The following is a 14,535-nucleotide window of genomic DNA, read 5'->3' as shown; positions in this document are numbered from 1 at the left end:
GCGCCCCACGCCGGAGGAGAAACACATGACAGTCCCCGCGCCGCGGGCCCGTCGACGGCCGTCCACGCTGGGCCGACTGCTGCCCCTGCTGCTCATCGGAGCACTGTTGGCGCCGTTGGGCCTGCTCGTCACGACGAACTGGCGACAGATCACCGACGACCGGGACCTCGCCGCCCGGGAACGGCTCGGCGTGCAATACCTCAAGGCGCTGGCCCCGGTCACCGACGCCCTCGTGGAGGCCCAATCCGCTGCGGTCAACGCTCGCCCGGTCCCCCGCGAAGCGCTCAACCAAGCGGTCGAGGTGGCCGCCGAGGTGGACGCCCGCATCGGCGGTGAGCTGCTCACCCAGGAACGCTGGGCCGGCGTGCGGGCCAAGTTGGAGGCGTTGCGCGGCCGGAGCGCCGCGGATCCTGACTCCGCCTACACGGCGTACGGCGAGGTCTCCGACCTGCTACTGGCCCTGCACCGGAAGGTCCGGGAGAGTTCCGGGCTGGTCCGCGACCCGGAAGCCGACTCGTTCTTCCTGCAGGACAGCGTCGGCCAGGAACTCCCCGAGGCAGTGGTGGCCGCCGGCCGGCTCGGCGACCTCGGCTCGCTGGTCGCCCGCCGGCCGGCCGCCGAGCAACCTCGCGGACTGCTGGAGCTGACCGGCCTGCGGGTCACCGCCCTGGCACCCGCAGCCGACGTCGTGGACAATCTGCGCTCGGCCGTGGACGGCTCGGAGAGCACCGACCTCGGCGCCAACGTGCTGACCCCGCTGGACACCTACCAACGGTCGGTGGAGGCACTTGCCGCGTACTCCGCGCCGCGCCCGGACACCGGCAAGGTGGACCCCACCCAGTTGGGCGCCGCCGCGCTCAACGCGCACCGCGCGGCCCGCCAGCTGCAACCGGTCGTCCTCGCCGAGCTGGACGCACTGCTGGTCGAGCGCATGGATGGCCTCGACCGGGACCGCTGGCTGACCGTCGGGGCCGGAGTCGTCGCCGCGCTGCTGCTGGGCTGGCTGGCCGCACTGCTGATCGCCGCCGGGCGCCGGGCCCGGCGCCGGGCCGCGCAGGCCGCGACCCACACAGAGAGCCCCGATACCCCGCTGCCCCTCGACTCCTGGCAACCGCCGGCCGGCGAGCCGCGGACCCTGCAACCGGCCGGGACGGTTCGTGAGCCGGAGACCGCACAGTGGGGGGCCTTCGATGCTGCTCGGTAGGCTCCGCATCCGCGGCAAGCTCGCGTTGCTCGTGGTGATCCCACTGCTCAGCATGGTCGGCCTGGCCGTACCGGTGATGCTCGACCGGGTCGCCGCGGCACAGCGGGCCGGCGACACCGCCGAACGGGTCCGGTTCGCCAGCCGGGTTGGCAGCCTGGTCCAGGACCTTCAGCAGGAACGCATCCTCTCCGTCGGCTTCCTGCTCGGCCGGGTCGAACGGAGTGAGCTGGTCCGCAAGTCCGCCGACGTGGACGACCGGGTGGCCGACCTCCGGGCGGCGCGCAGCGACGCGTTGACCGACCGGGTCGACAGCGCCCTCGACGGGGTGTTCAGCCTCGTCGAACTGCGGACGGCCGTCCTGGGCCGGACGGCGAACCCGGGCCAGGTGATGGATGCGTTCGGTCCGGTCAACATGGGGATCATCGCGTCGCTGCGGTTGATGTTCGGGGTGGACACCGACACCTTGCCGGGTCGGCAGGTGCTCGCCCTCGACGGTCTGCTCCGCGCCGACGAGGGCCTGGGCGCCTGCGCCACCCTGAGCCTGTTGGTGAAGGCGGTCGGCACCCCCGACACCACCGCCGGTTACGTGGCGTGCATCGCCGCGCTCCAGGTCGACAACACGCGCTTCCGCACTCTGATCACGCCCGAGCAGCTCACGGTGGCCCAGCTCAACGACGCCGCCGTGGCCGCGAGGACCAGCCCCGACTTCCTGGTCAGAAGCGCCCGGGATCCGGCCGCCGCGGTCCGCGACGTGCCGATGGAGGCGCTCTTCCCGGCCGTCCGCACGATGATCCGGCTCGGTCAGTTCGTCGAGAAGAAGCTGGTCGCCGACGTGCTCGCCGAGGTGACGGCGGAGCAGCGGCGCGCGCTGACCGCCGCGTACCTGGTCGGTGCCGTGGCGGCGGTGATCCTGACGCTTGTGGTGCTGCTCAGCGTGGCGGTGGCGCGTACGGTGGCCCGACCGCTGACCCGACTGACCCGTTCGGCCGACCGGGTCGCCAGGGTCGCCGAGGCGGAGCTGGTCCGGGTCACCGACGACGAGGCGGAGACACCTCAGGCGGTCCGGCTGGAGCCGGTGGACATCCGTGCCAAGGACGAGATCGGCGACCTGGCGCGGGCGTTCGACCGGGTGCAGAACACCGCGGCGCGGCTGGTCGAGCGGCAGGTCGCCGGCCGGCGCAACGTGGCGCAGATGTTCGGTCACGTCGGGCGGCGTACCCAGAACCTGGTGGGTCGGCAGATCGCGCTGATCGACCGGTTGGAGCAGCAGGAGGCCGACCCCGGCCGCCTGGAGCACCTGTACCGGCTCGACCACATCTCCAGCCGGTTGCGGCGTAACGCCGGCAGCCTCGTGGTGCTCTCCGGCTCGGCCGGGGCCGACGCGCACACCGCGCCGGTGCCGTTGGCCGACGTGGTCCGGTTGGCGCTCGGTGAGATCGAGGACTACACCCGGGTGGAGGTGCAGGTGCCGGCGGGTGTCTCGGCCGCGCCGGCGGTGGTCGGTGACCTCGTCCTGGCGCTGGCCGAGCTGATGGAGAACGCCACGGTCTTCTCACCGCCGCACACCCGGGTGCTGGTGGCCGCCGAGACGTCCGGCCTCGGTGCGCGGCTCACCGTGGTGGACCACGGCATCGGCATGAGCGAGCAGCGACTGGCCGAGGAGAACGCCCGGTTGACCCGCCGGGAACGACTCGACCTGGCCCCGACCGAGGTGCTCGGTCTGTTCGTGGTGGGCCGGTTGGCCCGTCGGCACGGCTGGCAGGTTGCCCTGGCCACCACCGGCGGCGGTGGAGTGACCGCACAATTGGAGATCCCGTCGGCGTCGCTGGTGCTGCGCCGCGCCGACCGCGCCGGGGCCGCCGTGGCCCGCGCCGCGGTGCCGGACCGGGGCCGGCGTACGACGGCGGCGACTCGCGACCCCGAGCACGACGCGCGGACCCGCGCGACGGCCGTCGCCGCCGTGCCGGCCCGCTTCGACTCGGACCTGCTCAGCCGGGCCACCCGCAGCCTGGACGCCGGCCCGTCCTGGAACGCGTTCGGTCAGGGCCAGCCGGAGCCGGCCGTTCCCGAGCCGCAGAGCCCGGAACCGCAGAGCCCGGAACCGGCGGGCAAACCGGCCGGGCCACGGGTGCGGCAGCGGGTTCCCGGGGCCACTCTGCACGCCACCGCAGCTACGACCCGGCCGGTGGACGCCACCGGCGCGGACCCCGCCGCCGCCCGCGCACTGGTCGAGGCATTCCAGGCCGGTGTACGCCGCGCCGAGCTGCACGTGACACCGGGCCTCGGTGGTGCGCCGGTGCGGACGGGCAGCGACCCGTCGGCCGGCGCCGGGACGGCCGTGGTGGACCCCGGTGCGACAGTCGACCTGCCCAGCACGCCGGGAGGCGCCGGCCCCACGGTGCCACGTGGTGGCGGCTCGGCCGACGCCGCGCCGGGACGGCCCCGGTTGAACCGACGGGTACCGGGGGCGAACCTCACCACCACCCCGGCCTGCCAACCGCTCAGTACGCATCTCGGTGACCCGGCCGAGGTCCGCGACCTCATCAACGAGTTCGAGGCGGGCGTCGCCCGCGCTCTCCGCGAAGTCAGCCCCGACCACCGGAACGAAGAAGGATCATCACGGTGACCAGCCCCTTCCTGCACGACAATGTCGACCAGAGTCAGCCCAGCGCCAATGGGGACCTCAGCCCGGAGGCCCGTACGTTCAACTGGTTGCTGGACTCCTTCACCTCCAGCACCGCGGGGGTCCTGGAGGCGATCGCGGTCTCCTCGGACGGTCTGCTGATGGCCATGTCGGCGATCAAGGATCGGTCCAACGCGGAGCGGTTGGCCGCTGTCGTGTCCGGGATGACCAGCCTCGCCGGTGGGGCCGCCAGTTGGTACGCGCTCGGCGGCTTGAACCGGGTGATCGTCGACATGGCCGACGGTTACCTGTTGATCAGCGCGATCAGCAGCGGTTCCGTGCTCGGGGTGGTCGCCGACCGGTCGGCGAACCTGGGCACCGTCGCGTACGAGATGACGCTCTTCGCCGGGCGGGCCGGTGGCGCCCTGACCCCGCGACTGATCGTCGAGTTGAAGAACGCCGTTCAGCAGTGACCCCCGACGGCGCCGGCGAGGATCCGGATCCGGAACCGAGGGTTCGGATCCGCCCGTACCTGCGCACGCCATCCCCGACCGGGGACGGCGCGGCGGCGACACCGGCCACACCGGGCACGCCGGCACTTTCGGAGCCGGACGGGGACCAGCCGGCCGGTCCCCGTCCGTTCGTGCTCACGTCGGGGCGGGTGGCGGGCGCCGACCCGGCGATCGGGTTGGAGACCCAGGTGACCGCCCGCACGGACAGCGGTTGGTGGGCCGGTCCATCAGACGGTCTGCTGGCACCGGAACTCCAGACGATCATCGCGCTCTGCGCCGAGCCGATCTCGGTGGCCGAGATCTCGGCCCGCGCCCGACTGCATTTCGGCGTGACGCGGGTCCTGGTCGGCGACCTACGCGCCGCCGGGCACCTGGACGTGCACGTCACCGACACCGACGACGCTGTCGACCCCGATCTCATCCTGCGAGTGATTGATGGACTCCGTGCGATCTCCTGAATGGCCGGCCGCCCCGCTCGGCGGGGTCGCCACCAACAGCGCCGCCGCCCGTTACGGCATGTCCCCGGGCACCGGGCCGGTCGCGGGACGAGCCGGTCCACCGCAGGCCGCGCCGCCGCCGTACCGGCCCTCGTCCGGGCCGGGGTCGGTGCCGCCTCCGGCCGGCAAGCCGGCCGCACCGCCGATCCCGGTCAAGATCCTGGTCGCCGGTGGATTCGGGGTGGGCAAGACCACCACAGTGGGTGCGATCTCCGAGATCGCGCCCCTGACCACCGAGGCCGAGATGACCACCGCCGGGATCGGCGTGGACGACCCGGGTGCCCGGTCCACCAAGACCACCACCACGGTGGCGATGGATTTCGGCTGCGTGACGATCGATCGCAGCCTGAAGCTCTACCTGTTCGGCACGCCGGGGCAGACCCGGTTCGGCTTCATGTGGGACGACCTGGCCCGGGGAGCGCTCGGCGCGCTGGTGGTGGCGGACAGCGCACGGCTGGACGACTGTTTCCCGGCCATCGACTTCTTCGAGCGGGCCGGGCTGCCGTTCGTCGTCGGGGTCAACGCCTTCGACGGGCGACTGGCCCTGGAGCTCGGCGAGATCCGCTGGGCGCTGGCCATCGGCGATCATGTACCCCTGGTGCAGTTCGATGCCCGCGACCGGCTCTCGGTGCGGGACGCCCTACTGGTCGTCCTGGACCGCGCGCTGGACCGCGCTACCCGGGACAGGAGTGCCTGAGCCGACCAGCTCCGGCCGTGGCGGGAAGAGGTGATCTGGTGAGGGGCGACCTGGACGAGACGCTGGCCCGGCTGGCCCGACGTGAGGAGGCGTCGCGCCGTCGGGCCACCGACCGTGACGACACCACCGCACCGTCGAGCCCGCCCGGCCCCGGCAGTGACACCCGCACCGCCCGGTCGGGACGGCACGACCCGCGGCACGCGGGGGTGGAGGCCCCGGGCGACGTGGCCGGATGGGGGCCGGTCGAGGAGGTGGCCGAGGCGGTCCGCCAGGTCGTCGGCGCCTACCCCGGGCTGGCGGTGACCGTGCAGGTGGAGCACGCCGGGCGGACGTACCCGATGCGGGTCTCCTGGGACGGGCCCGCCGTCGCGGTCGGGCCGGTGCCCCCGCCAGCCCCGGTGGAACCCCCGCCGGCCTGGCCGCTCTCCGGCCGGACGGTGCCCGCCTGGGCGCCCGGCCCGGACGGGTTGACTCTGGACCCGGCGGCCCGGTTGGCCGAGCTGATCCGACGCGACCCGACGCTCCTGGACGAACTGGATCCGCGGCGCTGACCGGCGGGGCTGGCTACCGGCGGCTACGGTCGGGCAGTGGCGCAACCCGACCTGACCCTGACGGCGAGCCTGCGGCCGGCGGCGCTGGACGCCCGACGGGGCATCGTGCGCCTGCACCCGGAGGCGCTGACCGCGTTGGGGCTACGCCCCGGCGACCCGGTCCGCCTTACCGGCCGCCGGGAGACGGCCGGGATCGCGGCGGCGGCCGGGCCGGACGCGAGCAGCGCCCTGCTGTACGCCGACGACCTGACGTTGGGCAACCTGGGTCTGCGTGACGGCGGTCAGGTGCGGGTGAGTCCGGTGCCGTTGGTGCCGGCGAGCCGGGTCGTCCTGGCCGGGCCGGTGGGGGTCGTCGCGGCGGTCAGCCCGGAGATGCTCCGGCTCGCCCTGCTGGGCAAGGTGCTCACCGCCGGTGACGACGTGTCGCTGCTGCCGCAGGACGTGCTGCCGGACGCCTCGGTCCGCAGCCTGGTCGAGGCGGCGCGACGCAGCCTCGCCAACACTGTCGGTTTCGCCTGGACCAGCACCCTGCTCACCGTGGTCACGGTCGAGCCGGCGGCCGGCGCGCTGGTCACCATGGGCACGGTGATCGGTTGGGAGCACGGCGCGACCACCCACGGCGGGCCCGCCCCGGCCGGCACCGGGCCGAGCCGTCCGGGTACGAGCGCCGACCCGGTTGCGGCGGAGGACGCGCCCGACGTGGACGAGCTGCCTGGGCTGCGGGCCCAGGCCGAGGAGCTGACCGAGCTGCTGGACCTCGGCTTCCACCACCGGGAGGTGTTGGGCCGGCTCGGCACCACCATCTCGTTGGGGGTGTTGCTCGTCGGCCCGGCGGGTTCCGGGAAGTCCGCGCTGGTGCGGGCCGTGGCTGCCCGGGTCGGTGCCCGCGTTCACCCACTCTGGGCGCCGGAGGTTGCCGCGCTGGCCAGTCCGGCCGCCGCCGAGCGGTTGCGCGTCGCGGCGACGGCGGCCCGGGCGGCCGGGCCGGCGGTGCTGCTGGTCACCGACGTCGAGGCGCTCGCACCCGCGGACGATCCCGGCCCGGTGGCGACGGTGTTCCGTCAGGTGCTCGCGGAGAGCATCCGCGCCGGCGTGGCTGTGGTCTGCACCACCGCTCGGCCGGAGGCGGTCGACCCGGCACTGCGCGCGCCCGACCTGCTGTCGCTGCGGATCAGCGTCGCGCTCCCGGATCAGGCGTTGCGCCGAGAGCAACTCACCGTACTGACCCGGCAGGTGCCGTTGGCCGACGACGTCCGGTTGGACGACGTGGCCGCGCGTACTCCCGGGTTCGTCGCGGCGGACCTGGCCGCACTGGTCCGGGAGGCCGGGGTACGCGCCGCGCTGCGACAGAAGTCCGCCGAGACGCCGACGGTGTCGATGGCCGACTTCACCGCCGCCCGGGAGGTGGTCCGGCCCACCACCATGGCGTCGTCCACCCTGGACCTGGCCTCGGTGACCCTGGACGACGTGGGTGGCCTGGACGAGGTCAAGCAGACGCTCACCGAGTCGGTGCTGTGGCCGCTGACCTACCCGGACACCTTCGCCCGGCTCGGCGTGCAGCCGCCGCGCGGTGTGCTGCTCTACGGGCCGCCGGGTTGCGGCAAGACCTACCTGGTCACCGCGCTGGCCGGGTCGGGGCGGGCCAACGTGCTGTCGGTCAAGGGCGCCGAGCTGCTCTCCAAGTGGGTCGGTGAGAGCGAACGCGCGGTCCGCGAGCTGTTCCGTCGGGCCCGGGAGGCGGCCCCCACCCTGATCTTCCTGGACGAGGTGGACGCGCTGGCGCCGGTACGCGGCCAGGCCACCGATGGTGGCACCACGGACCGGGTGGTCGCCGCCCTGCTCACCGAACTGGACGGGGTCGAGACGCTGCGCAACGTGGTGGTGGTCGGCGCGACGAACCGTCCGGACCTGGTCGACCCGGCGCTGCTGCGGCCGGGCCGGTTGGAGCGGTTGGTGTACGTGCCACCGCCGGACGGGCCAGCCCGCGCGGAGATTCTGCGAGCCGCGTCCCGGCAGGTGCCGTTGGCGCCGGACGTCGACCTGTCCGCCCTCGGCGACGAGCTGACCGGCTTCTCCGCCGCGGACTGTGCGGCGCTGGTCCGCGAGGCGGCGCTGGCGGCGATGCGGGAGTCGCTCGCCGCCGCCACGGTCACCGCCGAGCACGTGTCGACCGCTCGGGCCCGGGTACGCCCGTCGCTGGACCCGGACCAGGTCAGGTGGTTGGCCGCGTACGCCGCCGACCGGGAATGATCAGAGCAGCACAACCTTTTGTCGCGCCCGGGGCGTTCCTAGTACGTCACATTCCTCAGTGGAGTCATCCACTGCGACGTCAGGTGGTGTTCCTTGCGCAAGCGGCTTTCTCTCCTCCTCGTTCCCCTCGTGGCGGCGGCGACCCTGGTCTCGGTCGGCGCACCGGCGACGGCCCATCCGGTGAAGCCTTTTCCCGCCCGGATCGCGCTGCCGGACGGGTTCACCCCGGAAGGGTTGACGATCGGCCGGGGCACGACCGTGTATGTGGGGTCCATTTTGGACGGTGCTGTGTGGCGGGGCGACTTACGCACCGGCCGCGGCTCGGTGCTGATCCCGGGCACTCCCGGCACCGACAAGGCGGGCCTCAAGCTCGACCCGCAGGGCCGGCTCTGGACCGCCGACTTCTCCGGCGGCGGCGCGAGCGTGTACGACGCGGGCACCGGCGCCAAGCTGGCCCACTACCAGTTCACCGACGTGCCGGGCAGCTACGTCAACGACCTGGTGATCACCCAGCGGGCGGTCTACTTCACCGACTCCGCTCGCCAGGTGCTGTACGTGGTGCCGCTGGGGCCGGGTGGACGCCTTCCCGCCCCCACCGCCTTCCGGGTGCTGCAGCTCAGTGGTCCGGCCGCCACTCCGGACGTCTACCACAACGGGATCGTGGCGCTGCCGGACGGCGATCTGCTGGTCGCGCAGATGCTGTCCGGTCGGCTGGTGCGCGTCGACCCGCGTACCGGCGGCAGCCGCCTCGTCGACCTGGGCGGCTACTCGGTGGAGCGGGCCGACGGGCTGGTGCTGCGCGGACGCACCCTCTACGTGATCCGGAACCTGACAAACGTCGTAGCTGTGGTCCGGATGAACGCCGGATACACCGCCGGGGTGGTGCAGCGCGAGATCACCGGCCCGCAGCTGCGGTCACCGGCCACCGGCGACCTGCTCGGCTCGGCGTTGTACGTGGTGAACGGCAGGTTCGACGTGGAGTCGACGCCGACCACCGACTACGACATCGTCCGGCTACCGGCCTGACCCAGGCGGCCGGCGGCGGCCCCCGCGGTCGCCGCCGGCCCGACGGGCACCTCAGAAGGCGGGTGGCGTCGAATCGAGGCAGATCTCGGCGCGCACCTTGCCGTCGTCCTCGCGCAGTTTCGCGCCGCACTTCCGCAGGACGGCGACCGCGCCGATGTTGTCCGGTGTCGTCTCGGCCACCACCGCCCGCATACCCGCCCGGGCTGCGGCGTTCAGCAACTCCCGCAGGGCGGCCGCGCCGATCCCCTGCCCCCGTGCCGAGCGGCCGAGCCACATCCCGGTCTCGACCGTGCGCGGCTCGTCACAGCGCGTCATCCGGATCATGCCCAGCACCTCACCACCGACGACGATGGCGTACATCTGTGCCCGGGTCGGGCCGTCCAGCCCGCCGAAGCTGGCCCGGTGGAATTCCCGGAACGCCTCGCGACGGGCGAGCGACCAGCCGGCAGGCGCCTCCACCGGGGGCATCACATCACCGGGCTCCGCCTCCGCAGCCGCTACGGAGAGCAACGACTCCAGGTTCCGCTCGTCCACCGGCTCCAGCCGGACCGCACCCGCCACGTGCCGCAGTCTGCCGCCCTCATCGGCCGAAGTCCACCCCATTGGCCATCCACTGGCGGTCCGGACAGCGGTACCGGCCGGTCGGAGGGCCTGGGTGTTCCACATCACGCTCTGTTGTCACCCGACCGGGTGTCGAACGCTCAAAACGCCGACCCGAACTCGCAGAACACCACCGACGCGTCGTCGGTGGACTTGTGCCGGCGCAGCCGGTCGGGGTGGTCGCGCTCGGCGTCCCGCACCCGGTCGATCAACACACCCGGGCCGTCGGCGCTCAGCAGGTCCAGCAGACCAGCCCAGTCGGTCAGCGCGAACTGCTCCACCGCGCTGGACGCGCCGTCACTGAGCAGCGCCGCCCGCCGCAGCGCCCCCGGACCATGCCGGGGCGCGGTCCCGGTCACCGCGTGGAAGGCCGCGTCCGGGTCGGAGGCCGCCACCCAGTAGCCGTGGGTGCGGTTCATCCGCTCCCGCTGGACGCTCACGGCGTGCCGGAACCGGGTGACCGGGTCCGCCGCGCCGCCCGGCACGATGGCCACCGTCTCCCGCAGCTCGGCCATCGCCGCGTCCAGCCGGTTGTCGGTGACCACGCTGACCTGCCCGCCGACGTCGAGGACCAGTGGGCTGTCGCAGAGCACCAGGTAGTCCACCTGGTCGCCGCAGTCCCGCAGCAGACAGACCGTGCTGGACGGGGTGCCCGGATGGTCGAGGTCGCACTGCCCGCCGTGGTCGGCGCGCACCGCGAGGATGGCCGCGGCCAGGTTGCTGGTCAGCCGGGCGGCCGGGCGTACCGCCTCGGCGACCCCGATCCGGGCGGCCAGGTGCCGGACGTACCACTCGGGCCCGTGCACGCAGCCGGTGTCGAACCCGTCCGGCACCGTCGCGCCGTCCAGGACACCGACCAACGGGCCGAACCGGAAGACCAGATCCTCGTTGACCGGCCGGCCCGGGGCTGGCGCGGACGCGGAGCGTACCCGCATCACAGGCGTTCCCCCGTCGGAATGCTGCCCCTCATAGCCCGCCCCCTCCGTCGCCTCGGGCTCCCCGCGTACCCCTTGGGTTCGGCTACATTCCTGCCCCGGCCGGTAGCGCTCAGCGGCGGCGGTTGCGGGCGCGCGACGAGCGCAACCGGCGGAGTCTGCTGATCAGCACGGGGTCGGCGGCGAGTGCGGCCGGATTGTCCAACAGACCGTTGAGCAGCTGGTAGTAGCGCGTCGACGAGATCCCGAAGGTGTCCCGGACGGCCTGCTCCTTGGCGCCGGCGTGCCGCCACCACTGCTGCTCGAAGGCGAGGATGGCGCGCTCCCGCTCGGTCAGCCCCGCCGCCGCATCGGCGGGCTGTGCCGACTCGTCGGCGGGCGGCGCGTCGGCGGTCTCGATGGGCGGCGCCGGTCGGGGACTCGGGACGGTCGGCCCGGCGGCACCCGCTACCTCACCCGGACGAGCGTCGATGGACGGCTCGGGGGCGGCCGGGGTGGTGTCGGCGGACATGTCGCTCAGCCTAGCCAGCGGCGACCAGGGACGCAGCAAGCGGCGCGGCCGGTCCGCACCGCCGGGAACCCCGACGGCCGGGCCGGCCGCGCCGCGTCACTTCGGTCAGGTCAGGTGATGTCGCGGCGACGCATCGCCCAGAGCGACGCTCCGAGGATCACCACCACCCCGACCGAGAGCAGGACGGAGGACTGCTGCCAGGTGATGTCCATCGTGGCCGGCTTGCACTCCCCGTAGTAGGTCGCGTTGCAGGCGTTCCAGTCCTGCAACGTGACCTTCTTCGTCATCCAGGCCAGCGCGTACGTGGGCAGCAGCCACGCCTCGGCGAACCGCACGCTCGCCATGGACAGCAGGATGCCCAGGCCGAACTGGCCGACCACCATCAACGCCACCACGCCACCGAGGGCCATCGCGGTGTGCCGACCCAGCGAGGCGAGGGCGAAGCCGATGGTGGTGAGCACCAACACCAGCACCACACCGCGTACGCCGGTCAGCATGAACGACTGCCAGACCCCCGAGGTCATCTTCTCGGTGCTGCCCCGGAAGTTGGCGACCGCCCAGAACCCGGCAAACCACAGCACCGCGGCCGGAAGCGTCACCGCCAGGATGCCGGTGAGCAGCGCGGCCAGCTTGGTGAGCAGCACGGTGAGCCGCTTCGGCCGCCAGAGCAGCAGGTTCATCATGCCGCCGGTGCTCCACTCGGCGCCGACGAAGGACGCGCCGACGACGAACCCGACAAGGGCGAGGATCGCCGCGAACGGAATCAGGGTCTCGTCGAACGTCTCCTTGAAGTCGAACGTCGAGGGCAGGAACCAACTCGCCTCGATCTGGTCCCGGGACGGCGCCGTGATCATCGCGCAGTCGGGCGGGTAGCGGCCGTCGGTCGCCGTGCCGGCCGTCTTGGCCTGCTCACACGCGGCGCGCTCCTGCTCGCTCCAGCGCACCTGCTCCTGGTACTGCTGGTCGGCCTGACGCTCGGCCTGGGCGAGCTGGCCGGCGTCGATCTTCTGGTTGGTGAAGAACACCCCGACCACCACCGCGGCCAGCACCAGCAGGCCGAGCAGTGTCATGTAGCGGGTGAAGCGCCGCTTGCTGAGCCGGCGCAGCTCGGTACGAAAGAGGCTCACGCGCCCCACCCTCCCCCGGCGGGACCGGGCTGACCCGTCCCGCCGACCTTCATGGACTCGTCGACCTGCCGGTGCTGACCGGGTACCGGAGCGGTGGCGGTCAGTTCGAGGAAGACGCTCTCCAGATCGACGGCGATCGGCGCCAGCTCACTGACGTAGAGGTTCTTCTCGGCGAGCAGCCGGGTCACCGACGCCGGCTTGTCGACGCCGGCCAGCATCAGGTGGTCCGGGTGACCGGTGACCCGGATCCCCGCCTGGGTGAGCGCCTCGGTGGCCACCGGCAGGTCGCTTACCGCTTCCAGCCGGATCCGGACCGCACCGGACGAGTGCTGCGCGAGCACCTCGTCGACCGGGCCGAACGCGACCCGCCGGCCCAGCGAGATGATGGTGACCGAGTCACAGATCAGCTGGATCTCACCGAGGATGTGACTGGACAGCACCACTGTCATACCGGACTCGGCGAGGGTGCGCATCAGCGTGCGCATCTCTCGGATGCCGCCCGGGTCGAGGCCGTTGGCCGGCTCGTCGAGGATGAGCAGCTTCGGGTTCTTCAGCAGGGCCGAGGCGACGGCGAGCCGCTGCTTCATGCCCAACGAGTACGTCTTGACCCGCTCGCCGGCCCGGTCGCGTAGCCCGACGAGTTCCAACACCTCGTCGACCCGGGTCTGTGGCACCTCGCCCGCCCCGGCGAGCAGGGACAGCGTGTCCCGTGCCGTGAAGTGCGGGAAGAACTGCGGGCTCTCCACGATCGCGCCGACCTGGCCGGCGACCGTGGGCAGCGCGTCGGGAACCTCGTGCCCGAGCAGGGCCATCCGGCCGCCGTCGGGTCGGATCAGGCCGAGCAGGGTACGCAGCGTGGTGGTCTTGCCGGACCCGTTGGGACCCAGGAAGCCATGCACCTGCCCCGCGTCGACCCGCATGTCGAAGCCGTCGAGCGCGTTGCGGGTGCCGCGTCGACGACTCTTGTACGTCTTACGTAGACCTTCGATCTCCAGGACAGCTGGCAAGCTGCACCTCCCCCGATGGGTGGGCGTGACAGCCGACACCATACGCGGTATGCAGGAGCGCGCAATACGCGGTATGCATCGACGCGCCGAACGGGCTAGTTCATCGACGGAACGTGACCGTTCAGGCGCAGATGACCTGTACGCCGGCCGCGCGGAACGCGTCCACCACCTCCGGCGCGGCACCGGAGTCGGTCACCAACGTCTCCACCCGCTCGACCGGGCAGATCCGGGCGAAGGCGTGACCCCCCAGCTTGGACGAGTCTGCAATGATCACCACGCGCTTGGCGCGGGCCACCATCAGGTTGTTCATCGCCGCCTCCCCCTCGTGGTGGGCGGCGGCGCCGAGCTGCGGGTCGATCGCGTCCACACCGAGCAGGGCGACGTCCAGGGTCACCTCGCGCAGCAGTGCCCCGCCCAGCGGGCCGACCAGCTCGAACGACTTCGGGCGCACCACTCCGCCGGCCACCACGACCTTCATCCGGGATCGGACCAGCAGCTCGTTGGCGATGTTCAGCGCATTGGTCACCACGGTGAGCTGGGCGCCCTCGGCGCTGGTGTTCAGATCCGGTCGTACGGCGAGCGCCCTCGCCACCTCGGTGCTGGTGGTGCCGCCGTTCAGGCCGACCACGGTGCCCGGCGTGACGAGCGCCGCGGCGGCCGCCCCGATCCGCTGCTTCTCGGCCGAGTGCTTGGCCGTCTTGTAGCGCAGCGGCAGGTCGTACGACACGCCGTTGGCGACCGCGCCACCCCGGGTCCTCGTGATCATCTGCTGCTGGGCGAGCTGGTCGAAGTCACGCCGGATGGTGGCCTGGGAGACGTCCAGTCGCTCGGCTGCCGCCTCGACGCTGACCCGGCCGTTGTCGGTCAGCATTTCGAGCAGGGCGTTCCATCTGGCGTACCGGTCCACTGCGGGGGCCCTCCCAGCAACTGCACGGACGGTGATTGATTGCGTGCACACTAGTGCGCAAAACTAGGCTGGTGCAAAAGACCTACCT

General features: G+C 72.7%; 14 protein-coding genes. 8 read left to right on the top strand and 6 right to left on the bottom strand.

From position 1 onward, the window contains the following. Positions 1-25 precede the first annotated feature (25 nt). From ACLQ3B_RS15430 to ACLQ3B_RS15395, 8 genes are all read left to right on the top strand, one after another. Complete coding sequence (locus tag ACLQ3B_RS15430) at positions 26-1,204, top strand: hypothetical protein (protein ID WP_425781278.1); 1,179 nt, start codon at positions 26-28, stop codon at positions 1,202-1,204. Then, a complete protein-coding gene (locus ACLQ3B_RS15425; RefSeq protein WP_425781276.1) occupies positions 1,191-3,830 on the top strand; it encodes a nitrate- and nitrite sensing domain-containing protein in 2,640 nt (879 codons plus the stop codon). Before ACLQ3B_RS15430 ends, ACLQ3B_RS15425 begins: the two co-directional genes overlap by 14 nt. Then, complete coding sequence (locus ACLQ3B_RS15420; protein WP_091402960.1) at positions 3,827-4,300, top strand: roadblock/LC7 domain-containing protein; 474 nt, start codon at positions 3,827-3,829, stop codon at positions 4,298-4,300. Before ACLQ3B_RS15425 ends, ACLQ3B_RS15420 begins: the two co-directional genes overlap by 4 nt. Then, complete coding sequence (locus ACLQ3B_RS15415) at positions 4,297-4,797, top strand: DUF742 domain-containing protein (protein ID WP_425781274.1); 501 nt, start codon at positions 4,297-4,299, stop codon at positions 4,795-4,797. Before ACLQ3B_RS15420 ends, ACLQ3B_RS15415 begins: the two co-directional genes overlap by 4 nt. Next, positions 4,775-5,533, top strand: a complete 759-nt coding sequence (locus ACLQ3B_RS15410; RefSeq protein ID WP_425781273.1) for a GTP-binding protein — start codon at positions 4,775-4,777, stop codon at positions 5,531-5,533. Before ACLQ3B_RS15415 ends, ACLQ3B_RS15410 begins: the two co-directional genes overlap by 23 nt. A 38-nt stretch (positions 5,534-5,571) precedes the next feature. After that, the gene (locus tag ACLQ3B_RS15405) at positions 5,572-6,084 is read left to right on the top strand and encodes a hypothetical protein (RefSeq protein ID WP_425781271.1); all 513 of its coding nucleotides are present in this window, start codon (positions 5,572-5,574) and stop codon (positions 6,082-6,084) included. Positions 6,085-6,120: 36 nt separating this feature from the next. Next, a complete protein-coding gene (locus tag ACLQ3B_RS15400) occupies positions 6,121-8,334 on the top strand; it encodes an AAA family ATPase (protein ID WP_425781269.1) in 2,214 nt (737 codons plus the stop codon). Positions 8,335-8,427: 93 nt separating this feature from the next. Continuing rightward, a complete protein-coding gene (locus tag ACLQ3B_RS15395) occupies positions 8,428-9,360 on the top strand; it encodes an SMP-30/gluconolactonase/LRE family protein (protein WP_425781267.1) in 933 nt (310 codons plus the stop codon). A gap of 51 nt (positions 9,361-9,411) precedes the next feature. On the opposite strand, the gene ACLQ3B_RS15390 is transcribed toward ACLQ3B_RS15395, so the two are convergent. The 6 genes from ACLQ3B_RS15390 to ACLQ3B_RS15365 all read right to left on the bottom strand — a co-directional run bounded on the left by ACLQ3B_RS15390 (position 9,412) and on the right by ACLQ3B_RS15365 (position 14,447). Then, on the bottom strand, positions 9,412-9,921 hold the full coding sequence (locus tag ACLQ3B_RS15390) for a GNAT family N-acetyltransferase (RefSeq protein WP_425781265.1): 510 nt from the start codon (positions 9,919-9,921) through the stop codon (positions 9,412-9,414). A 140-nt stretch (positions 9,922-10,061) separates the two neighbouring features. Further along, complete coding sequence (locus tag ACLQ3B_RS15385; protein ID WP_425781264.1) at positions 10,062-10,895, bottom strand: hypothetical protein; 834 nt, start codon at positions 10,893-10,895, stop codon at positions 10,062-10,064. Between the two features lie 112 nt (positions 10,896-11,007). Further along, entirely contained in the window at positions 11,008-11,406 is a 399-nt protein-coding gene (locus ACLQ3B_RS15380) for a DUF3263 domain-containing protein (RefSeq protein ID WP_425781262.1), read from the bottom strand. Between the two features lie 110 nt (positions 11,407-11,516). Then, positions 11,517-12,533 (bottom strand): ABC transporter permease subunit, encoded by a 1,017-nt coding sequence (locus tag ACLQ3B_RS15375; RefSeq protein ID WP_425781261.1) that lies wholly within the window; start codon positions 12,531-12,533, stop codon positions 11,517-11,519. Continuing rightward, complete coding sequence (locus tag ACLQ3B_RS15370; RefSeq protein WP_425781259.1) at positions 12,530-13,540, bottom strand: ABC transporter ATP-binding protein; 1,011 nt, start codon at positions 13,538-13,540, stop codon at positions 12,530-12,532. Before ACLQ3B_RS15370 ends, ACLQ3B_RS15375 begins: the two co-directional genes overlap by 4 nt. A 121-nt stretch (positions 13,541-13,661) precedes the next feature. Then, positions 13,662-14,447 (bottom strand): DeoR/GlpR family DNA-binding transcription regulator, encoded by a 786-nt coding sequence (locus ACLQ3B_RS15365; RefSeq protein WP_091403015.1) that lies wholly within the window; start codon positions 14,445-14,447, stop codon positions 13,662-13,664. Between the last annotated feature and the right edge of the window lie 88 nt (positions 14,448-14,535).

The sequence above is a fragment of the Micromonospora sp. DT53 genome, assembly GCF_049841535.1.
GTDB lineage: Bacteria > Actinomycetota > Actinomycetes > Mycobacteriales > Micromonosporaceae > Micromonospora.
The sequence above is the reverse complement of the archived record's forward strand: the minus strand, read 5'-3'. Positions and strand labels throughout refer to the sequence as shown.

Excerpts from the sequence above, each read along its gene's own strand:
- ACLQ3B_RS15430 (WP_425781278.1), top strand. The coding sequence starts at position 26 with ATGACAGTCCCCGCGCCGCGGGCCCGTCGACGGCCGTCCACGCTGGGC.
- ACLQ3B_RS15425 (WP_425781276.1), top strand. The coding sequence starts at position 1,191 with ATGCTGCTCGGTAGGCTCCGCATCCGCGGCAAGCTCGCGTTGCTCGTG.
- ACLQ3B_RS15410 (WP_425781273.1), top strand. The coding sequence starts at position 4,775 with ATGGACTCCGTGCGATCTCCTGAATGGCCGGCCGCCCCGCTCGGCGGG.
- ACLQ3B_RS15385 (WP_425781264.1), bottom strand. The coding sequence starts at position 10,895 with ATGCGGGTACGCTCCGCGTCCGCGCCAGCCCCGGGCCGGCCGGTCAAC.
- ACLQ3B_RS15380 (WP_425781262.1), bottom strand. The coding sequence starts at position 11,406 with ATGTCCGCCGACACCACCCCGGCCGCCCCCGAGCCGTCCATCGACGCT.